Here is a 20,835-nt window from a genome sequence, read left to right on the forward strand (position 1 = left end):
TGACGTCATAAAATCCTTGTTCAAATTGACTTAGCGCAATATGGGGAGCAGTTTTAGAGCGAGTTAATAATTGGCCGTTGGCATCCCAGATTTGAAAAAAAGATAATCACTGGTGGGACTTTGCGTCGAATCGACTGTATTTTGACCAATGTGAGCGGAGGCAATCAGTTCAGCGGTGTTGATTAAACGTTCATCAAACAATTGTTGTGCCGTTTCAATACTGGACTGATACCCTTTCAGTAACGACACAAACATCACCAGTACCAGAGTAGCTACTAATATCAGCAGGAGATACAGTCGGATTGATTTCATGGATTACTGATTTGATACCCTACGCCGCGGATGGTTTTAATAAAGCCTTCTGGAAGTTTTTTACGTAAATGATGAACATGTACTTCGATGGCATTACTGGCGACCTCTTCACCCCAGCTGTACAGCTTTGATTCCAGACTATCCCGGGTCTGCACACGACCAACATTCTCCATTAAGATTTTCAGCAACATAAATTCACGTCGCGGTAATTCCACCAACGCATCATCCACTTTTAACTGCATGGCTTTGCTGTCCAGACTAACGGAACCGATTTGTAATGCAGCGTGTTGCTGACTGCTCAATCGGCGTTCGAACACTCTTAATCTGGCCAGCAGTTCATCAATATCAAACGGTTTAGCCAGATAATCGTCGGCACCGGCATCCAGTCCGATGACGCGATCATTAATACTGCCACGAGCCGTTAATACTAATATAGGTACTGTAGCATTGTGCTTTCGGATCTCTGCCAGCACGTCGGTGCCATCCATATCGGGCAGTCCCAGATCCAGAATTACCATATCAGGCGGTGTAGTTTTGATGCTGTTAATCGCCTGACGACCAAGACTTAAATGATTTACCGTAAACCGGTCATGCCGCAGCGACCGCATAAGACCTTGCGCCAATGACAGATCATCTTCAATTAACAGTATTTGCATGCGTTTGGTTATTCATATGTTTGTTGACTTCTGCCAATGCCTTATCAATTTCCATTAAACGGCCTTTATCAGCCAGTGGTCTATCTGCTCTGGGTGCCGCCTTTTTCGCGAATAACAGATAAGACTCCGCTTTTTTATATTGTAGTTTATCTACTAAAAATAAAGCATAAAAATAATTACTATCAATGCCTTGCGGATTTAATCTCAATGCATTTTTTAATAGCTTTTCTGCGGTAGCCTTATCACCGAACCCCAAGGGCCAACCCGGGACCTTATAATACAGTGTCCCTAATGTAGTATAGGCTGAACCATTCAATGCCTGATCATCAATTTCAATGGCTTTTTCCAGATCCGCTTTGGCTGTTTTTGCCATGGATAACGCACCAAGGCCGCCTTTAATACCGGCATAACTGGCATAAATAATTCCCCGCCAGATTAATACATCCGGTTGATCAGGTGAGAGTTTTTTTATCTCATCCGCCTTTGCAGTTAATGATTCAAACGCCTCTATCTGTTGTTTGTCAGTTAACTCATAATTGGCATGTTCCCAGGCGGATTGCAATTGCAATGCTTCAGGCGATATCGCCTGAGCCGATAGACTGAAAACAAATAATCCCAAACTATAGAATAAAACAAATACTTTTTTCATTTTGCTGCTCCTGTCCAATAACGCTGAATCAGCGGAAGTTTTTTGGCTAGGCCTTGATCCACCCAGCGACTATTGATTGAATTCAACCAACCGAATAAACGTTCGGGCCAGCCTAAGAACTGTTCACTACGTTGTGTTTTCTGATAAAAATCGACGAACTGACTTGCCACGTTTTCAACACTATCACTATGATTTCCAAGTGCTTTATTCATTGCAGTCACGTTGTCATCGTTCATTGCTGTAGTAATGGTGCGTGGCGCAAATAAACGTACAGTGATAGGTGTATCGGCTAACTCTCGACGCATTGCTTCCGTAAAGCCTCGCAGACCAAATTTGCAGGCACTATAAACACTGAATCCCGGAAACCCGAGTCGGCTGAATGCCGAACCGATATTGATGATCTGGGCTTTATCTGCTTTTCCCAGTAATGGGAGTAGTAAGCGTGTTAATTCGATAGGTACCATTAAGTTGGTGATGAGCATCTTCTGAATGCTGCTTTCATTCATCTCTTTGAGTGGACCGAAATGATTGCTGGCCGCATTATTAATTAATGCATTAATACCTCTGGGAAACTGTTGGCAATACGAAAGCACTGCCTGACGGCCTTCACTTGTCGTTAAATCACTGGCAATGCAGTGATGTTGACCACCTAATGTACGATTAAGCTGTTCCAGTTGAACATGATTCCGACCACACAACACCAATAAAAAACCTTGAGCAGACAAGACTTTAGCCAGTGCAGATCCCAGTCCACCGGTGGCACCGGTTAAAACGATAGTGTTGGACGATGAATTCAGGGGCGTATTCATACTGTAAGGCTCCGAAAAATATCGCCATACAAACGATAGAACATTTTGCTACTGTGAATGATCAGTTGTTGTGCCTCTGGATCGTCAATCCGGTTCATCAAAGCTTCAAAAAATTTCACATGCTCCTGATCCAAAGCGCCATGTGAACGTAGATAACTAAAGGCTTTATCAGGCAAAAACAACGCATTTTGAATCGCTGTCGCGGCATTATCTGCAGTGGCAATACTGGTGCCCTCAAGTACATGAACCATGCCAAAAAAACCCAGTGGATTGATGCGGAAAACCGTATCGTAGGCATAGGCCACCATCAGCTCGGTGGCAGAATTTGGACGACTGTTTCGCACCAATTCTTTATCATGACCGCATGCAGCGATATCATTCAGAATCCACTCTTGATGCCCCAGCTCTTCTTCGATATATTCCGCAACAGCTTCCCGTAACCACTCATACTGTTCTGGCAATTGTGAGCCAACGGCCATCAGCAATGGAACGGTATGTTTAACGTGATGATAAGCCTGCGTTAGAAAAGCTATATAAAGATCCAGCGTCACTTCACCCCGCATCGCCTGATTAATAATTGGGGCAGAAAATAAGTGTTGTCGCTCAACGTCTGTCTGCTGGCAGAGTGTGTCAAAAAATCCCATACTGTGACTCCTGATAGATAGCTTCCAAATCATGCTGAAAAAAGTAAAAATTCGATCGCGTTTTGGTCGACCATTGGCTGTGAGTAGTCCAGCTTTTGCTGTTAACGGCTGTTCAAGACGCTGCCATTTGGTAATTTGTGCGTAGACTGGAAGCTTTTTATTAACGTGTGATAGCCAGTTTTCCAATGCAGCATCGTTTAAATGGGTATAAATTAATGCGGTGCAATACGGTTTAGCATCACCAAACAAAACACATTGCAAAATCCCAGGATGAGCAAGTACTTCGCTTTCTACCCATTCGGGATTTATATTTCTACCGTAACTGGAAATGAGCAGCTGTTTTTTACGTCCCTGGATGACTAAGAATCCATCCTGATCCAGATAGCCCATATCGCCGGTGGAAACAGTATTTTGATGTGATAGGTCCGTGCCGATATAGCCCAGAAAAGTATTACCCGACACCATGATTTCACCCTTTTCAATTTGGATATCTACATGGGGTAATACCTTTCCGGCTGTTCCAGGATTGTCTTGTACTGGCGTATTGAGACTGACCACTGAACTACATTCAGACAAGCCATATCCCTCATATACTGGGAGACCAATCTGACGAGCACGTTCAATCATTTCGCTGGCGACGCGACTTCCCCCTACCGCAATAAATTGCAAGGATTCAGGTGGCTGCCATCCCTGTTCAGCGGCGATTAGTAAAGACGACAATAATTCTGGAACCAGAATCAGACTTTCTGGTTGATAATGCGAAATGGTGGATAATAACTGAAAAATGTTGCCTGACAGACTGCCGGAAAAACCGGTTTTCTCCATGCCAAGTAATATAATCTCTCCACCACTTAATAAAGGTGTGTAAAGCCCAGCAATATTTTCCAGTAATGTGCTTAATGGAAGTAAGGCCAGATGCCGAACATTTTCCATTTTCAGCACGCTTAATAAACTCTGACTGACTTGGTATTGATTGTCGTTACTCAGGCACACCCCTTTTGGGTCGGCTGTTGATCCTGAAGTAAATGTAATTTTTGCCGTGCCAGGAGGCAATGCGATGACTGAGATATTTCGGCAGGCTGTAAAGGTCAACATCAAACTTTTTACAAAGTGACTTTCACCCAGAAACTCATCATCAATCATTAATGGACGATCATGAATCAGCCCAATAGCCCCCGCACTCTGTAGTGCATGTTGCAGTTGATCTGGGGTAAAAAATAATGGCAATGGCAATAAAATGATTCCGGCGCGCTGTGCTGCCAGATCCATAATCAACCATTGCACGCTGTTATCAGCCAGTAAACCAATAACCTGATGTTGATATTCCATTAATTCGGTTGCGACCGCTTCAACCTGCTGCATCACCTGTTGACGTGTTCGTTGTTGAACGTCATCTAGCACACAAATGTTGTCTGGCTGTTCAATGGCTAGTTTTTCAAAGGATTGTAAAATTTTGCTGTTCATTGACGAATTATCCTCGCCGTGCTTTCCACAAAATCCTGATGGGTTTCCAGTAACGATTGAATCACCTGATGTTGGCGCAGATGTGCAATAGCTGTCGCAAGATGACCCGCCAATACCATCGGTTGATGTTGGTAATAACTGCCCCACTGTTGAGTTTTATCAATCAAACGCTGGGGATCAGCTTCACCTAACATGATGGTTGAGAGCTGGAGTCGAGAAATCAGATGCCTGACCTGGCGGGTTGCAGTGAATACCACCCACTGATAGTTAGCCCTATCCAATACGGCGGCCAGTAAAATAAATAATAATGGACTACCACTATTAAAACTGGCTGCCAAATTACCTATTTCGACCATGTCCGACCGTTGGGTGTGGACACCGTACAACTTAAGGGTGTGTTCAACCGGCTGCGAAAGATATTGTTCCAGAAATAATGGGTGCTGCTGAACCGGTTGAAAACCAATTGCAGAATCAATCTCACCCTCCATATGACTGGCGAGAAAGTACGGCAAAAAATGGCAGATTTCCGCTCCGAAAGCATCATTAAACCGCTCACTGATAAATGACTGGACAGCCGGTTTATCAATTGATTGATTATCTATGAACGAAAGTGATTTATGTGGAAACAACAAACGTTGTTGCCAATGCTTTGCAGTCTTCAGTGTCGTATTATTTAATATGGTTGCTTCCATAAATCATCTCCAGATGTTTATGGTTGCCTAGCATAAAGCCGGATACTTAAGAAAAGCTTAAGCTGCTTTTAAATAAAAAAAGCCTGAAACTATCTGACAGATAATTTCAGGCCGGTTATTTCCAGACTGTTTTTACTGTATTAAATTGGGCATATCGTAACGTTGTTCCCTATACAGCCATGAGGGTAATAGCACATGTGCCAACGCTTTTCGTTCATCTTCTGCAGCGGCAGGCCCGATGATTTTCAATTGCCGGGTACTCGGTGAATAATGTCCTTCAAGCGCCGTATTTTGCGGCCTGAGAACAGTGACTTTCTCACCCTGCATCAAGGCGTAATAGTCGGCAAATTGCATCAAAGCCCGGCCGCTCGACTGCTGCTCTCTTTCCAGACTTAAATCACGGCCAATCATCGGGGTTTCCGCACTTATTCCCATTAAGGATAACAAGGTAGGCGGCATATCAATCTGACTGGCAACAGTGGGTATGCTCCGTGGCTGGATATCCGCGCCTAAAATTAGCCCTGGGATCTGAAAGCGCTCTATCGGCACTAAAGCATCACCAAACACATTCAAGTCATGATCGGCAATCACCAGAAATAGGGTATCTTTCCAGTAATCGCTTTGCATAGCCTTATCAAAAAACTGGCCCAACGCATAATCAGCATATTTCACTGTATTGGTATTATTGTGTTTAACAGGATTGTCTAATTCAATGCGGCCATCGGGAAATTCATAAGGTGAATGATTACTGGAAGTGAATACCAAGCTGAAATAGGGTTGTCCTTCAGCATGTTTTTGTTGCAGTTGCTGGTGCGCTTTATTCAATAAATCTTCATCGGATACACCCCAACTTCCGGTAAAGACCGGATTGTCATAATCATGCTGATCAATCACCGACTCGAAGCCATTGCCAATAAAAAAGCTCGCCATATTGTCAAAGTGTGACTCTCCACCATAGATAAACTCAGTGAAATAACCTTGTTGCTTTAATAGGTCGGCAATGGTGAAAAAGTTTTGTTGAGAGAGCGATAACTTCACCACACTTCGTGCAGGCGTCGGCAAATAGCCACTGATTACCGCCTCGATACCTCTCACTGATCGGGTGCCGGTGGCATAAAGCTGTTCAAACCACCAGCCTTTTTTCTTTAGGCGTTCAAGTTCAGGAGTGACAGAATATTCGCCGCCAAGCGATTCAACAAACGTTGCTCCCATACTTTCTTGCAGAATAATCACCAGATTGAGTGGTTTATCTCGCTGTACAGAGGCCTGACGGGTATTCAAGGTGGGAAATTTACGCTGAGTATCTTCATCAATCCATGGATAATTTTTATGTAGTTCCGACAGGATCGCTTCATCAGTCATCGTGCCATACACTTCAGCAGCATTGGATTCGTGCTGCATATTGTAAATCGCAAAATATACTGACCAGGCTGAGTTCAGCATAAGACTATTGACCATGGCATCCGGTGTCAGAGCAAAGCTGGACGGATTGGCAGGTCGATGACCAATAGACGATCGAATCATTAAAGCAAGTATCAGCAGCAACAGTGGCCAGGCAAGCCAAATCTTCCATACTGGCCAGGGTTTCTGATTATTGTTCAACCAGCGCTGCAACAGTTTTACTGTCACGCTGCCGGAAATAACGGTGAGGGTCACTCCAATCAATAACGGCCAACGAAAGCCCTGCCAAAGTGTGGCAAAGACTTCTTTTGGATAACGTAGATATTCCACAAATAAGCGGTTAGGACGCAGATCATACTGACTGATAAACGCGGGGGTAGAAGCTTCCATAAAACTGATAAGGACAATAACCAGCACGCCCCAAATCAGCACCAGTTTTTGCCAAATCTTCCATCCTAATTGATTTGCCAGTAATGGCAAGCCCAGCGCCAATGGCACAAGCAGCATACCCATCATAATCAAATCTGCACGAATTCCTTGCCAGAAAATAGTGGGCAGTGATGTCGCAGCAACCACCCTATCCCACTGCCACACGACTAAGCCTATACGCGATAAACTCAGAATAACCAAGCCGGTGAGAAGCAGCTTTATCAATATCAGATAAGGGCCAAAAAAAGACTGTAATTTAGTCATCATCAGCCTCGCACTATTAATGGCCACAAGATGGTCAGCCAGGTAGCCAGAGCGATAATGAGGGCAATAAGCACCGCCAGAGAACCATAGTCTTTGGCTCGTCCCGATAGCAGATGAGGTTCGGTGCTAATACGATCAACAACGCATTCAAATGCTGAGTTCAGTGCTTCAACCATTACCACAAGCAATAAAACCGTGATCATGGCTAGTCGTTCAACGGATGATACCTCGAGAAAGAAACTGCCAATGCCTGCAATTAATAACAGCAGAAAGGCTTGTCGAAAAGCGGTTTCATAACGCAGTGCAGCGAAAAGCCCCTGTATGGAATAACCAAAAGCATAAAGCAGCCGTTTGCATCCAGTATGTTTTTCCACAAAATTGCCCCATTACTCAAAATGAGGCTAATGCTACGACACCAATACTTAACTAAACCTTACGGAATTGAATTTTGTTTGATTAGTCAGTCTTTTTGTTTTAAATCTTGTCTTGAAGTTAATAGCATCAATTAACGGGAGACTTTATGAGATCCAAACTAACTTTCTGGCACTATCTTGTTATGGGGATTATTGCCTTTGGTTTTATTGATGTTAGGGCTTGTTGATCTTTCATCTCCGCCTCTGTTGTGAGCTGAAAAAGCGTCAATCAAGGCACGAGGAGCGCCTTTTAGTTATTCTAAATAAGTGACGAGCAACGCAGAGTGGCGCTTTTTCAGTCACAACCCGTAGGGCTGGGACTATTTTTGCGGCCGCCTGCGTTGTCAATCACTTATGTAGGATGGCTACACTGCGTGCTTTCCGCCTTGTCGGACACAAAAATAGCCGCCAGCAGTGGTGGATATGAAAGATCAATAAGCCCTAGTGTCATGTTTTATCTTGCCACCACATATTGATTAGCTTCTTTTATGTGGTCTATCCAGATTTAAGATTGGCCCGGCAGGAACCACACCCGTTGGATTAATCGTTTTATGACTACGATAATAATGATTTTTGATGTGTTGCATGTTGACGGTTTCAGCCACGCCGGGCCATTGATATAACTCACGAATGTATTCAGAAATATTCGGATAATCTTCAATGCATTTCAGGTTGCATTTGAAATGGCCGTGATACACGGCATCAAAACGAATCAATGTGGTAAACAATCGCCAGTCTGCTTCGGTAATATCATTACCGACTAAATAGCGATTTTTGCTCAGACGCTCTTCAACCTCATCCAATGCATTAAATAATGGAAAAACAGCCTCTTCATAAGCCTGTTGTGTGGTGGCAAAACCCGCTTTATACACACCATTATTAATGTTGTCGTAGACATCATCATTAATGGCATCAATTTCTTGTCTTAACGCCTGGGGATAATAGTCACCGGCCTTGGCACCGATTGAATCAAATGCACTGTTGAACATACGGATAATTTCAGCAGATTCATTGCTGACCATCGTGTTCTGCTTTTTGTCCCACAACACCGGTACCGTTACCCGTCCACTGTAATCTGGATCGGCAGTGGTATAAATCTGATGCAGAAATTTCGCCTGATGCAGCGGATCTTCAATCACCCCTTCCGCGTAATCAAAGGTCCAGCCATGTTCCAGCATCAATGGATTGACTACCGAAAGGGAAATCATATCTTGCAGATTTTTAAGTTTGCGAAAGATAAGCGTTCTATGTGCCCATGGACAGGCTAAAGAAACATATAAATGATAACGACCCGCTTCAGCTTTAAAACCACCCTCTCCACTTGGACCGGCACTTCCATCAGCAGTCACCCAATTGCGGAACTGTGATTTGCTGCGAATAAATTTTCCCTGATTGGAATCTGTGTCATACCAGCGATCGACCCACTGGCCTTCCATTAATAAACCCATAAAATACCTTCCTTAAAATAGTTGGATGTTTGCTGTAATTTTCATTGACTGTTTTATTGGCGAAGCTCACAATTTGTGCACTTGATAGCGAATAAGTTCATGAAACATCTCCACACACAGCAGCTTGACCAGCACCCTGCCAATTTCTGGCAACTGTTTGTATTGCTATTTTTGCTTAATAGCCTGGCCTTTGCTGGCTGGGTAGATTTCCGTCAGGTAACGGTTTCAGCCCACTCCGGTTTTGTCGCCGAGTTCGATCAGCTTACCTTAGCTAATCAACGTGATCATTTCCGGTCCCTGTTAGATATTGAAAATCTGGCTACACCAAGTGTAGATGATGGTGATAACGAACAACACTGGCTGGTTTATTCATCTGTTCTGATACTTCCTGCTGCGGCACTATTGCTTGCTGAGGATCTGTATTATTTGACGTTACTGATTATCAGTGACGGCAAATATCATTTACCGTTAAATCGCGCACCTCCACTCCAATAATCCTTTTAAAAACTTTTTTGTTTAACGAAGCTTTCTTCGAGGATTATGTATGCGTTCATTCTATTCACGGGCTGTTTTATTCAGTCTGATTATTATTGTGGGCTTGCTTAGTGCATTGCCTAATGTGTTGCCGCAGTCTACGACACAACATTTACCTTCCTGGTTTACCGACAATACCTTTAAATTAGGATTGGATCTTAGTGGTGGTTCCCATTTGCTGATGCAGGTGGATATCGATGATTTACGACTAAATGATCATCAGCAATTAGCTGAACAGATCACAGATGCTTTACGTGAGGCAAGGATCTTTATTCAGCCAGTTTCAGTCAATAAAAACCAGCTGATTATCATCCCAAAAGATTCCAACCGCCTGACTGAAATCAAGCAAATCGCTCGTTCCTATATAAAAGATCCAAAAGGTGGTTTGGCCTTGTTTTCAATAGAGGATGACCATAATCGCTTAACCATTACCCCCACTAAAGCGCATAGCGAAAATCTTACGAAAGATGCCGTTGAACATAGCTTGAAAGTTGTTCGGCAGCGTCTGAACGAAAGCGGTCTGGTTGACCCGACTATTACTAAACAAGGTAGTGATGGCATTCTGGTGCAATTACCGGGGGTAGATGATCCAGGTTATATCCGCACCCTGCTTGGAACCACCGCCAAAATGACCTTTCACTGGGCGGCTAATGAAGAAACATCGGGTGTAATCAAAGCTCAGGGTATGACTGAAGGTGAAGTCTATACTCTGGAAGAGCGGGTGGCGCTTGAAGGTCAGCATATTAAGGACGCCAATCTGGTATTCAGTCAGGAAAATGGCCAGCCAGTGGTCAGTTTTGAGCTGGATAAAGAAGGTGCCCGGTTGTTTGGTGAAATGACCAAGAACAATATTGGCCGCTCTTTGGCGATTGTATTGGACGATAAAGTTATTACCGCTCCGGTTATCCGCAGTGTCATTGCTGGTGGTCGTGGAGAAATCAGCGGTTCCTTTACGGTGGCAGAAGCCAATGAACTTGCCTTGTTGTTACGTGCCGGTGCATTACCTGCACCACTAAACGTTATAGAAGAACGTACGGTGGGACCGGATTTAGGCAGTGATTCCATTTCGATGGGTATTACTACAGGGGTGATTGGTGCCATATTGGTATTGGTCTTTATGCTGGCTATTTACGGCAGCTGGGGTTTTATTGCCAGTTTGAGTCTGACGCTCAATATAGGTCTGATTTTTGGTGTGTTGAGTGTATTAGGTGCGACACTGACACTGCCTGGAATTGCTGGAATTATTCTGAGCATTGGTATGGCAGTTGATGCCAATATCCTGATAAATGAACGGATCCGCGAAGAAACCCGTCGTGGCAAACGTGCACTAATTGCTTTGGATGCCGGTTTCAGACGCGCTTACAGTACGATCCTGGATTCCAATATCACCTCATTGATCGCGATCAGTCTGTTGTTTATGTTTGGCAGTGGTCCAGTGCGAGGTTTTGCCGTGGCAATGGCGATTGGTCTGATTACGTCAATGTTTACCTCGATTTCTTTTACCCGGTTATTAATGGAATGGCGGGTAAAGCGGATGCCAAAACAGGCATTACTAAGTATTTCGGGTATAAAGTCGCTGGATCGTCTCAGCAATAGCAAGATTGATTTTATGCGTGGACGGTTTGTAGGTATTACCGTTTCTGCCATCCTGTCACTGGCAGCGATTGGTTTATTCTTTCAACCCGGTTTGAAATATGGCATCGATTTTAGCGGCGGCACGGTGATGGAGGTGCAGGCGCCAGATACCAATGTTGAACAACTGCGTAAAGCCCTGCAGGATAAAGGTTTTACCCAGGCAGCAATCCAGGAGTTTGGAGATAATGACTATTATCTTGTACGGTTACCTATGGAAGGAGCCGAACAAGTAGCGAGTGGTAAGGTGGTTGAAAGCATCAAAACCACGGTAACGGAAATATCGGCTGATGCCAGTTTTCCGCGTGTTGAAATGGTGGGACCAAAAGTCAGTGGTGATTTCCGCGATGCCACTATTCTGGCCATTGTATTTGCTGGTTTTGGCATGCTGGCCTATTTGTGGATTCGCTTTGAGTATCATTTTGCCTTGGCGGCAACATTAACGATAGGCTTAGATTTAACCAAAACCATTGGTTTTTTTGTGTTGGCGGGAGTGGAATTTAATCTCACGGCCGTTGCTGCGTTATTGGCGTTGATTGGGTATTCGGTGAATGACAAGGTGGTAGTGTTTGACAGGGTTAGGGAGAATCTACGCTTAACGCCTGACAAACCGATGCTGGAGTTACTTAATGAGAGTATCACTTCAACGCTGACTAGAACGATCTTTACGTCAGTCACCACATTTCTGGCATTAATACCGATGGCAGTTGCCGGTGGCAGCGCAGTAGCCAGTTTTGCTCTACCGATGCTATTCGGTATCGTGATTGGTACAAGTTCATCGGTGTTTATCGCTGCACCGATTGTGTTCTGGATGGGCCAGCAGCGCTTACGCAAAGGTCTGCCACAATTACGACTTTCTGCTGAAGAAATGCAAAAGAAACTGGACGCCATTATGTAGATAAATTCAGATTTAAATTTAAACGCTAAGTAATTAATAATTAATGCTTTATGGTGAATAAGAACTCACTGTAAAGCATTTATCAAGGATAAAAAGATGACGTGGTTGATGTTGGTTGCAGGATTAATTCTACTGATTATGGGAGCTGAGTTACTGGTGAAAGGCGCCTCGCGTTTAGCGACCAGTTTCGGAATTCCCGCTTTAGTGGTTGGTTTAACGGTGGTGGCATTTGGCACCAGTGCTCCTGAAATGGCTGTCAGTGTCAAAGCGGCTTTTTCCGGGCAGGCTGAACTGGCCATCGCCAATGTGGTGGGCAGTAATATTTTCAATATTCTGTTTATTCTCGGTCTCGCGGCTTTAATCATGCCGTTGATGGTTTCACAACAATTGATCCGTCAAGACGTACCGATAATGATTGGCATCAGTTTTGTCGCATTGTGGATGATTCAGGATGGCACCATTGGCAAACTTGAAGCAGCCATTTTGTTAGGTGGTGTCATTTTATACACGGTGTTTCTGTTTTATCAGGGCAAAAAAACGGGCATTGATGCAACAGTAGAGGTTGATGCGAAACCGGTACCGACCTGGCAAAATGTATTACTAATCATCGTCGGATTAGCCTTGCTGGTTTTGGGCGCTCGCTGGTTGGTTCAAAGTGCGGTGACGATTGCCTCATCATTTGGTGTCAGTGAAGCCATTATTGGCTTAACCATTATCGCCGCTGGCACGTCGCTTCCAGAAGTCATGACCTCTGTCGTTGCGACCATCAAAGGTGAACGGGATATTGCTATTGGTAATGTGGTAGGTAGCAATATCTTTAATATTCTGGCGGTATTGGGTTTGTCGGGTTTGTTTTCCCCTACTCCATTACTGGCAAGCGAACAGCTGATGCAGATTGATGTCCCTGTTATGTTGGCTGTGGCGATTTTATGTTTACCCTTATTCTTTTTGGGAAGCACGTTAAATCGATTTGAAGGCTTCTTATTCCTGGTGTTATATGTCGCCTATGTCTGGTTTACCATTGCAATGGCCTTGTCTTTACCGTACCTACCACAACTGCAAGCCGGACTAGTCTATGGATTGGCTCCACTGGTTGGCTTTTACGTATTACTTTGCCTGGTAAACGATTTATTACGCAGACGCTATAATTAGTGTTAACCATTATCTCTCACTTCAAATAGGTATTATTTGGGGTGAGGGATAATTTTTTATTGAGCATTTTCTATTTCAGGCCAGCCGTTAATCTCCGGGTCAAACCCGGGTTCCAGCGCCTGTATTCGTTTTACCAAAGGTGGATGTGTAGACAGCATTCCAGACATTTTATTTGAAAGCTCGGCAAACAACATGTGCCTGGCCTCTTCCAGTTCATCATGTCTGACTTTATTGGCACCTTGTTGACTGAGGGCCCCTATTTTTTTAACGCGCCCGCTAACGCAATAGGATCACCGGTATAACGTGTGGCATCCGCATCAGCAAGATATTCACGTTGACGAGATATCGCTGCCTGCATGATTTTTCCCATAAAAGCCCCTAGTAATCCCAGTAGAATCAGAGCAATTCCGATTAACAGTATTTGAGCACCACCTTTTCTGCCGCGCCCACCTGAATGCATCAGAATCCGTCCGACAACATAAAGTGCCATCAAACCGTGAATCAAACCGATTACACGAAGGTTGAGCCGCATATCGAGGTTACGAATATGAGCAAATTCATGGGCGACTACTGCTGTCAGTTCATCACGATTCAATAAAGTTAATGCGCCACGAGTCACGGCAATAGCCGCATTATCGGGAGAGCTACCCGCAGCGAAAGCATTAATTCCGGGTTCGTTTTCAATGATAAAAACCTGCGGTGTCTGAATGCTGGCTCCCAGCGCCACTTCCTCAACGATGTTTTGATAACGTGTAACCAAGGGATCACCGGTTATCTCGTTAATATCAGTCGCTCCCAAAGCCTGAGCAACCTTTGCACCGTCACCGCCCATGGTGACTATTTTCCAAACAGAGGTCAGAACAATCACCATAGCAACGCCGGCAGCAACCAACCCAAATAGTTGCCAGTTAACCATTATCTGTTCAGTCTGATTAATACTGTCGCCGCTCATCCTGACAGAAGCCAGCGAGGCAATCACGGCTGCAATCAACGCCACAGAAAAAATAAACAAAGTCATCATCAATCGACTTTGTTTTCGGGCATTTGCACCCAGTTGATAGCTGCTCATTGCAGCCATTTTTAAAACTCAACCTTGGGCGCGTCTTGAATCGCTTCACGGTCATCAAACTCCAGCTCTGAGGCGCGAGTAAAGCTGAACATATTGGCTAGGATATTGGTCGGAAAAGTTTCCAGAACATTGTTATATTCAAGCACCGTATTGTTGTAGCCGCGGCGCGAAGCTGCCACTTTGTTTTCAATGCTGGTCAGCTGTTCCATCAGATCACGGAAAGCACCATCCGCTTTCAGATCCGGATAAGCTTCTGATAAAGCGAAGATGCCGCCCATTGCTTTACCTAACACACCTTCAGCCTGTCCAAGCGCCAGCATTGACTTTGCATCGCCCGAGTCGGTTTGATCACGCATTTTTTCTGCTTGATTGCGGGCTTCAATTACCCCATTAAGCGTTTCCTGTTCATGCTTGGCATAGCCTTTAACGGTGCTGACCAGCTGCGGAATCATGTCGTGACGTTGCTTAAGTGTAACGTCTATCTGTTTGAATGCATTCTGGAAGATATTGCGATGCCGAACCAATTTATTGTATTCAATAATCACATATAAAATCAGCAGGCCGACAATCCCTAGTAATATCCATTCCATATTTACTCTCCTTCTATTGAATTTAATGTCGTGATTGATTATGGATTAGTTACCCATAGTATTAAACAGCTTACTGACTATGAAAGCTAAGGGCTATTAACGTTCAGCCAAATACTATCTCAAAATCACGATCAGTCTTATTAACGTATTACTGCCAATATCGCATAGTTTGACTGATTACCATTTGTCTGTATTATCGCAGGCAGTTTCAGGTGCCTTTATTGCTACATGTGATTAAGGTTAAACGGGAAACAGGTGCGCCTCTTATTTGGCTATTCCTGTACTGCCCCCGCAACGGTAAACAGTTATTTCATTGCTCTGGTCGCTATCTGCCTGATAGATCGACAGTCACTGTACTTAACAGTATGGGAAGACGAGACATGATGCCGAGGATCTGTTTTTATCTTTCATCGCCAACATTCGTAATGGCCAGGAAAGAAAATCAGCCCCCAATATGGCTAAGCTGTAAGTCCGGAGACCGGCCCGAAGCTAACTAAGGAGTCGTGGCGGGGTGCCTGAACGTTCCGAGATTAGACCCATACTGTCCCCTGCCCGCTATTTACCTAACTGGTAGCTGCTTTTGCTACGGCAGGATGTCTGATGTCTTATATTGTTAAATATCGCTTGTGTTTTCACCGACCCATTTTTCTATTTGCCCTGTTGTTTTCTCTGATAACTTCAAGTGCGTATGCCAGTGAGCATCATGTAATGGTTATTGTGTCAGATCGCTCTGCCCCGACTTTGGTCTCTGGAGCACATCAATTATTACAACAACAGCCTGATGCAGACATTCAAATCCGCACGGTCAGTCAGCTTAATGCTTTGACTGATGCTGACTTACAGCAATTAATTGATAACAGTGCAAGCATATTAGTGGTTGGTGTATTTGGCGATCCTGTGGAACGATTACTCGTTCGGCAATATAACAATGATCAAAAACGCTATGTTTTACATAGTGACCAGCGGCTTATCGAATTAAATAGCGATCCGGTTACACAATCTATTCCTAATCATATCTTGAGTGATAAAGCCTCATTAAGCACAACAACTCTGTTAGAGGCCAAACAGGTTCAATATCCCGAGTATGCTAACTGGTTACAGGCTCGTGCTTACTGGGTTAACCGTTCGACAGAGAATTCACGCAGTCTGCTGGACATGTTGCTCACAGAAGGCAGTAAAAAAGCCGAATTACAACCTGTTGGGGCTTTACGCTTTGCTTTGCATAAAGACGATAAAACTCAATGGTTAAGCCCAACTGAACTAGCCAAACAACTTGATACAACAAATCCTGTTGTCTGGTTGGTCGATCATGATACCGGCGATTTAACAGGTGAATGGAAACTGCATCAGCAGTATTGTCAGGCGCTGAACAGTCAATGTGTTTCCGTATTGGCCGCCTGGGGCGAACCCAGTGTTGAGGCTATTGAGACGATCAAAAAGGTGATGAACAAATCTTTGCCAAACACACCATGGGGAATCGTTTCTTTTCAGGACTTTGTGATTGGTGGTGGTGATGGTCGTGAGCAGGTTGAACAATTATTTACTGAGCTTAATGTTCCGGTTTTAAAAGGTATTCGTCTTAATAAATTAAGTGAGGCGGATTATGCCTTATCTTCACAGGGTATTCCTCGCGATTCGATTCATTATCGGATTGCCATGCCGGAGTTGCAAGGTGTCAGTCAGCCACAGATTCTGGCATTGACCGAGCCTGCAAAGATGGACCCACAAACCGGGGCCCAGCTGACGCAAAGTCTACCAATTAAAGAACATATAAACCGTCAGGCACTGCGCATGCAAGGCTGGCTGGCTCTACAACAAAAAGACAATGCCGATAAGCGTGTCGCCATTGTGTATTACAACCATCCCCCCGGTAGACATAATATCGGTGCTGATAATCTGAATGTGCCTGAAAGTCTGCTGGAAATATTGAATAGCCTGAAAAATGCAGGTTATCAGACTGGTGAGCTGCCAAAAGATGCGGAATCTTTGCTGGATATGCTGCAACTTAAAGGGGTGAATTTACCTGAAGACGCACAAGCATTATCAGCGATGTCCAAGGTCGCCAACACCATGACAGCGGATGAATATCAACGCTGGTTCAAACAGTTACCGGCAACTGTTCAGGCTGAAATGATTGATGGTCCTTTGGCAGCATTACAGCAGCGGATGCGTGATGCTATTGAGCAGGCACTGGCATTGGACAGTGTGACAACTCGCCAATCTCAACTCAATTTGCTAACGGCATTTATGCAGCAAACATCCACGGATCTGCATCATGCACTGGATGGTTTACGTCATCCCGGCCGCAGTCGAGCATTGGATTTATTAAATCAGCTGGAACAGGATTATCAGCAGATCATCGATGCAGCTGCTCAAGGCCATCAGCCCGACTGGCAGCATAGCGAATCCTTACATGATGCATTATTGGAAATGCAGATTGAAGGTATTCGCGGTTGGGGTGAAGTACCCGGCAAAGTGATGGTCTGGGATAATCGATTACTGATTCCCGGCGTGCAATTTGGCAATGTGTTTATCGGCCCGCAACCACCGCGTGGTTGGGAAATCCATGAAGAATTGTTGCATGCCAATATGTCTTTCCCTCCGCCACATCAATATCTGGCGTTTTATCACTATATTCAGTCGCAATTTAACGCTGATGCTATGGTGCATGTTGGTCGACATTCAACCTATGAGTTTTTACCCAAACGCAGTGTAGGTTTGGGTGAAGATGATTACCCCGCTATTATTGCCGGTGAGGTTCCGGGTCTTTATCCATATATAGTCGATGGCGTCGGTGAAGGCATACAGGCCAAACGCCGTGGACAGGCAGTTATCATCGATCATTTGACTCCCCCGCTCGCCGTCACTGAACTTTATGACGATCTGCTACAACTACGTCAGTTGATTGAAAGCGCCGAAGCTGCTTCAGATAAAGCCACACGGGATCGGGCTATTCGCAGCCTGCGTGAACAAATCGAAACTATGGGTCTGCGTAATGAATTGATCGCCAGCATGGATGAAGAGCTGCAAGTGCGTGGTGCCGGTTTCGATGAAATTGATGATGATTTTCTACTGCATGAAGTCGGTCATTATCTGACAAATTTTCAAGAGACCTTTATGCCACTGGGTCTGCATGTATTTGGCCGGGATTGGTCCGCGGATGGACTCGATACCATGATGAACTCAATTCTGGACAACACCGATTCCAGCGAGGCTCAACGTCAAGCTATCTATCAAAAATTGCAAATGTCTCCAGCGGCTGAGATTGAAGCGCTTTTGAATGGTTTGAATGGTCGTTTTATCTCTCCGGGGAAAGGCAATGATCCCATTCGCACGCCGGATGCTCTGCCCACTGGCCGTAATTTTTATGCGTTGGATGGCAGCCTGCTGCCAACCCGTGTGGGTTTTGATATCGGTCAACAACTGGCCGCACCGGTCTTGGCCGGCGAAAAGGGCAATATTGAAGGTCATGAAGTAGGCGATCGCAATAAACAAGGGGTGATTTTATGGGCCTCTGATTCAGTGCGGGATGAAGGTGCCATGATTGCGTTTGGTATGAAGCTGCTGGGTGTCCGCCCGATATGGAATAGCCGTGGCATTATCAAAGGTCTCGAACGTCTGCCATTAAATGAGGAACAACCACAGCGGCTGGATGTGTTGTTTACCACTTCAGGTTTATTCCGGGATTTATATGGCGAACATCTGGTATTGCTGGATAAAGCCAGCTTATTGGCCTTGGATGCCAGTCGAGATCTGATTATCCGTGATTATCCTGCTTTGGCTGTCGCCCTTAACGCTGCTTTGGAAGCTTTAGGTGAATGGCAACAAGGCGGCGATGAAGCGTTGGATAAAAACTTGGTGGCCACCAATTGGGTAAATGAGGCCATACAACGGCTGGCCCAACAACCGGATATCGATCCGGCACAATTAGGTCGTGAAACAAGCCTTCGTGTATTTGGTATTGCCCCGGGGGCTTATGGTGCTGGCATTAATCGTCTGGTTGAACGTTCAGCTGCCTGGGAAGATCGCAGTGAACTGGCTGACGTATTTATCAAACGTATGGCACATGCTTATGGCAGTGGTTTGCAGGGTGAATCGCAACCGGACTTGTTCAAACAGCAACTTGCCGGAGTGTCACAAACCTTTTTGGGTCGTGCCAGTAATCTGTATGGCCTGATGGATAACAATGATGCATTTGATTATCTGGGTGGTTTTAATCTGGCGGTGGAAACAGTTAGTGGTCAGCAACCAGGCAGCGCGGTGATTAATCACAGTAACAACGATAATCTGCGAATCGATGACTTGCCACAAGTCCTGCTGGGAGAGCTGCGTGCCCGTTATCTGAATCCACAATGGATTAAGCCGTTAATGAATGAAGGTTATGCCGGTGCGCGCACCATGGGCAGTGAATTTATCGAATATCTTTGGGGGTGGCAGGTGACCAGTCCGGAAATCATTACTGACCATGTGTGGGAAGAGGTAAAAGCCGTTTATGTTGATGACAGCCTGCAATTAGGATTGGATGAGTTTTTAAGTGATAGTCATCAACAACATGTGCAAACCAATATCCTGGCAGTGATGCTGGTCGCCATAGATAAAGAATTCTGGGATGCTGATTTGAATACTCAAAAACAATTGGCCGAGCAGTTTGCTGCCAATATTATTGAAAAAGGCATTCCCGGAAGTGGTCATACCCATGCGAATCATCCAATGTATGATTTTGTGAAATCACATCTCGATGCGGATCAGGCTAAAGCTTTGGAAGCCGTATTGGCACGAAGCCGAATACAGACTTCAGAAACAGCCTCCCCTCCAACTCATATACAGGAATTACAATTGAATCAGCAGGATAGCCAGCAAATCGAGAATAGCAATCAAGCTGCTGAGGACACTACAGAAACCAGCTCCACCGATAGCAAAATGCTTTGGCTGTGGACGTTGCTGGCATTATCAGTAATCGTTGCCGCAGGATTATGGCGCGGTCGTAAAGGAGCTATGTAATGTATCCACATTTTTCACTGGAATTAATGCACCAGCTGACCGGACTGTTATTAACCCCGGTCGTCTGGGCGTTATTGTTTTTTGTCGGTTTGGCCGTATATGAAACCGGTATTGCCATTGGCGAGCGCTTCTGGGGAATCGCCCGTTTATCACAGCATTCTGATAGCCAAGCATTGATTGCTCTGGGCAAACGCCGAATTGAACGGGCCGATTTTATTACCAGACTGGCACCCATGCTCGGGTTGATGGGCACCTTGATTCCCTTGGGCCCAGGCCTCGCCGCATTAGGCGAAGGACAACTAAAAATTCTGACTACGGCGATGACAGTGGCGTTTGATACCACGGTTATTGGCTTATTGGCTGGCATGATCGGCTTTGTCATTGGTCGGATGCGTCGGCGTTGGTATGACGCTGCTTTAACTGAATTGGAACAGCAAAATGGATAAATGGCGTCGCAGTTCATTTCTCGATACCGATGAAGATCCGTTAGGTCCATTGGCCAATTTGATTGATATTGTGCTGGTATTTGCCTGTGGGTTAATCGCTGCACTGGTCGCGTTCAGTTCGGACTTACAGGATCATTTTGAAGTACAGCCGCAGGAAATCACTCTCGGTAAGGAACTGCCAACAATGCCAGATACTATGCAGCAGCAGGTGCAGGATGGTAGTGGTTACGAAGCTGTTGGTCAGGTATATCGAGATCCACAAACCGGTAAGCTGATTTTAATTGATGACTAATTTTTTCATTAAAAGATTTTCGCTCAGCCCGCGAATCCAA

General features: G+C 44.9%; 17 protein-coding genes and 1 riboswitch. Of the genes, 6 read left to right on the plus strand and 11 right to left on the minus strand.

The annotated features are described in order from the left end of the window. Window positions 1-63 precede the first annotated feature (63 nt). From AC08OG_RS08420 to AC08OG_RS08460, 9 genes are all read right to left on the minus strand, one after another. Window positions 64-312: a hypothetical protein gene (locus tag AC08OG_RS08420; RefSeq protein WP_482929288.1), complete on the minus strand. Its 249-nt coding sequence runs from the start codon at window positions 310-312 to the stop codon at window positions 64-66. Next, window positions 309-968 carry a response regulator gene (locus tag AC08OG_RS08425; RefSeq protein ID WP_439503366.1) on the minus strand — a complete coding sequence of 220 codons (660 nt, stop codon included), beginning with the start codon at window positions 966-968 and terminating at the stop codon, window positions 309-311. The genes AC08OG_RS08420 and AC08OG_RS08425 overlap by 4 nt, the downstream gene beginning before the upstream one ends. After that, window positions 949-1,617, minus strand: coding sequence for a tetratricopeptide repeat protein (locus AC08OG_RS08430; protein WP_482929289.1), 669 nt, complete (start codon window positions 1,615-1,617; stop codon window positions 949-951). The genes AC08OG_RS08425 and AC08OG_RS08430 overlap by 20 nt, the downstream gene beginning before the upstream one ends. After that, window positions 1,614-2,426: an SDR family oxidoreductase gene (locus AC08OG_RS08435; protein WP_292357133.1), complete on the minus strand. Its 813-nt coding sequence runs from the start codon at window positions 2,424-2,426 to the stop codon at window positions 1,614-1,616. The genes AC08OG_RS08430 and AC08OG_RS08435 overlap by 4 nt, the downstream gene beginning before the upstream one ends. After that, window positions 2,423-4,534 (minus strand): AMP-binding protein, encoded by a 2,112-nt coding sequence (locus tag AC08OG_RS08440; protein ID WP_482929290.1) that lies wholly within the window; start codon window positions 4,532-4,534, stop codon window positions 2,423-2,425. The genes AC08OG_RS08435 and AC08OG_RS08440 overlap by 4 nt, the downstream gene beginning before the upstream one ends. Next, window positions 4,531-5,226, minus strand: coding sequence for a thermostable hemolysin (locus tag AC08OG_RS08445; RefSeq protein ID WP_482929291.1), 696 nt, complete (start codon window positions 5,224-5,226; stop codon window positions 4,531-4,533). Before AC08OG_RS08445 ends, AC08OG_RS08440 begins: the two co-directional genes overlap by 4 nt. Window positions 5,227-5,358: 132 nt before the next feature. Beyond that, entirely contained in the window at window positions 5,359-7,323 is a 1,965-nt protein-coding gene (locus AC08OG_RS08450; protein WP_482929292.1) for an LTA synthase family protein, read from the minus strand. Further along, on the minus strand, window positions 7,323-7,694 hold the full coding sequence (locus tag AC08OG_RS08455) for a diacylglycerol kinase (RefSeq protein WP_292357141.1): 372 nt from the start codon (window positions 7,692-7,694) through the stop codon (window positions 7,323-7,325). Before AC08OG_RS08455 ends, AC08OG_RS08450 begins: the two co-directional genes overlap by 1 nt. A 515-nt stretch (window positions 7,695-8,209) precedes the next feature. Further along, complete coding sequence (locus tag AC08OG_RS08460; protein ID WP_482929293.1) at window positions 8,210-9,181, minus strand: glutathione S-transferase family protein; 972 nt, start codon at window positions 9,179-9,181, stop codon at window positions 8,210-8,212. A gap of 99 nt (window positions 9,182-9,280) precedes the next feature. On the opposite strand from AC08OG_RS08460, the gene AC08OG_RS08465 reads away from it, so the two are divergent. The 3 genes from AC08OG_RS08465 to AC08OG_RS08475 all read left to right on the plus strand — a co-directional run bounded on the left by AC08OG_RS08465 (window position 9,281) and on the right by AC08OG_RS08475 (window position 13,397). Then, window positions 9,281-9,676, plus strand: a complete 396-nt coding sequence (locus tag AC08OG_RS08465; RefSeq protein ID WP_292357143.1) for a hypothetical protein — start codon at window positions 9,281-9,283, stop codon at window positions 9,674-9,676. A 49-nt stretch (window positions 9,677-9,725) separates the two neighbouring features. Beyond that, window positions 9,726-12,245: a protein translocase subunit SecD gene (gene secD, locus AC08OG_RS08470; protein WP_482929294.1), complete on the plus strand. Its 2,520-nt coding sequence runs from the start codon at window positions 9,726-9,728 to the stop codon at window positions 12,243-12,245. 96 nt (window positions 12,246-12,341) lie between these two features. Continuing rightward, window positions 12,342-13,397 (plus strand): calcium/sodium antiporter, encoded by a 1,056-nt coding sequence (locus AC08OG_RS08475; protein WP_482929295.1) that lies wholly within the window; start codon window positions 12,342-12,344, stop codon window positions 13,395-13,397. A gap of 256 nt (window positions 13,398-13,653) precedes the next feature. Here AC08OG_RS08475 and AC08OG_RS08480 read toward each other — a convergent pair whose 3' ends face one another. Both AC08OG_RS08480 and AC08OG_RS08485 read right to left on the minus strand, forming a co-directional pair. Beyond that, window positions 13,654-14,475, minus strand: coding sequence for a M48 family metalloprotease (locus AC08OG_RS08480; RefSeq protein WP_482929297.1), 822 nt, complete (start codon window positions 14,473-14,475; stop codon window positions 13,654-13,656). A 2-nt stretch (window positions 14,476-14,477) separates the two neighbouring features. Then, window positions 14,478-15,056: a LemA family protein gene (locus AC08OG_RS08485; RefSeq protein ID WP_292357151.1), complete on the minus strand. Its 579-nt coding sequence runs from the start codon at window positions 15,054-15,056 to the stop codon at window positions 14,478-14,480. 193 nt (window positions 15,057-15,249) lie between these two features. After that, a riboswitch (cobalamin riboswitch) is annotated at window positions 15,250-15,557 on the plus strand. 99 nt (window positions 15,558-15,656) lie between these two features. On the opposite strand from AC08OG_RS08485, the gene AC08OG_RS08490 reads away from it, so the two are divergent. The 3 genes from AC08OG_RS08490 to AC08OG_RS08500 are packed head-to-tail and all read left to right on the plus strand — an operon-like array spanning window position 15,657 to window position 20,795. Beyond that, on the plus strand, window positions 15,657-20,057 hold the full coding sequence (locus tag AC08OG_RS08490; protein WP_482929298.1) for a cobaltochelatase subunit CobN: 4,401 nt from the start codon (window positions 15,657-15,659) through the stop codon (window positions 20,055-20,057). Beyond that, a complete protein-coding gene (locus tag AC08OG_RS08495) occupies window positions 20,057-20,503 on the plus strand; it encodes a MotA/TolQ/ExbB proton channel family protein (protein WP_292398971.1) in 447 nt (148 codons plus the stop codon). The genes AC08OG_RS08490 and AC08OG_RS08495 overlap by 1 nt, the downstream gene beginning before the upstream one ends. Further along, window positions 20,496-20,795: a DUF2149 domain-containing protein gene (locus AC08OG_RS08500; protein WP_292357156.1), complete on the plus strand. Its 300-nt coding sequence runs from the start codon at window positions 20,496-20,498 to the stop codon at window positions 20,793-20,795. The genes AC08OG_RS08495 and AC08OG_RS08500 overlap by 8 nt, the downstream gene beginning before the upstream one ends. Window positions 20,796-20,835: the final 40 nt, after the last annotated feature.

This window comes from Methylophaga sp. F7 (assembly GCF_056863975.1).

Coding starts and splice junctions, on each gene's coding strand:
- AC08OG_RS08425 (WP_439503366.1), bottom strand. CDS start 968: ATGCAAATACTGTTAATTGAAGATGATCTGTCATTGGCGCAAGGTCTT.
- AC08OG_RS08450 (WP_482929292.1), bottom strand. CDS start 7,323: ATGATGACTAAATTACAGTCTTTTTTTGGCCCTTATCTGATATTGATA.
- AC08OG_RS08420 (WP_482929288.1), bottom strand. CDS start 312: ATGAAATCAATCCGACTGTATCTCCTGCTGATATTAGTAGCTACTCTG.
- AC08OG_RS08465 (WP_292357143.1), top strand. CDS start 9,281: ATGAAACATCTCCACACACAGCAGCTTGACCAGCACCCTGCCAATTTC.
- AC08OG_RS08460 (WP_482929293.1), bottom strand. CDS start 9,181: ATGGGTTTATTAATGGAAGGCCAGTGGGTCGATCGCTGGTATGACACA.
- AC08OG_RS08430 (WP_482929289.1), bottom strand. CDS start 1,617: ATGAAAAAAGTATTTGTTTTATTCTATAGTTTGGGATTATTTGTTTTC.
- AC08OG_RS08435 (WP_292357133.1), bottom strand. CDS start 2,426: ATGAATACGCCCCTGAATTCATCGTCCAACACTATCGTTTTAACCGGT.
- AC08OG_RS08480 (WP_482929297.1), bottom strand. CDS start 14,475: ATGGCTGCAATGAGCAGCTATCAACTGGGTGCAAATGCCCGAAAACAA.
- AC08OG_RS08445 (WP_482929291.1), bottom strand. CDS start 5,226: ATGGAAGCAACCATATTAAATAATACGACACTGAAGACTGCAAAGCAT.
- AC08OG_RS08485 (WP_292357151.1), bottom strand. CDS start 15,056: ATGGAATGGATATTACTAGGGATTGTCGGCCTGCTGATTTTATATGTG.
- AC08OG_RS08495 (WP_292398971.1), top strand. CDS start 20,057: ATGTATCCACATTTTTCACTGGAATTAATGCACCAGCTGACCGGACTG.
- AC08OG_RS08490 (WP_482929298.1), top strand. CDS start 15,657: ATGTCTTATATTGTTAAATATCGCTTGTGTTTTCACCGACCCATTTTT.
- AC08OG_RS08475 (WP_482929295.1), top strand. CDS start 12,342: ATGACGTGGTTGATGTTGGTTGCAGGATTAATTCTACTGATTATGGGA.
- AC08OG_RS08440 (WP_482929290.1), bottom strand. CDS start 4,534: ATGAACAGCAAAATTTTACAATCCTTTGAAAAACTAGCCATTGAACAG.
- AC08OG_RS08500 (WP_292357156.1), top strand. CDS start 20,496: ATGGATAAATGGCGTCGCAGTTCATTTCTCGATACCGATGAAGATCCG.
- secD (WP_482929294.1), top strand. CDS start 9,726: ATGCGTTCATTCTATTCACGGGCTGTTTTATTCAGTCTGATTATTATT.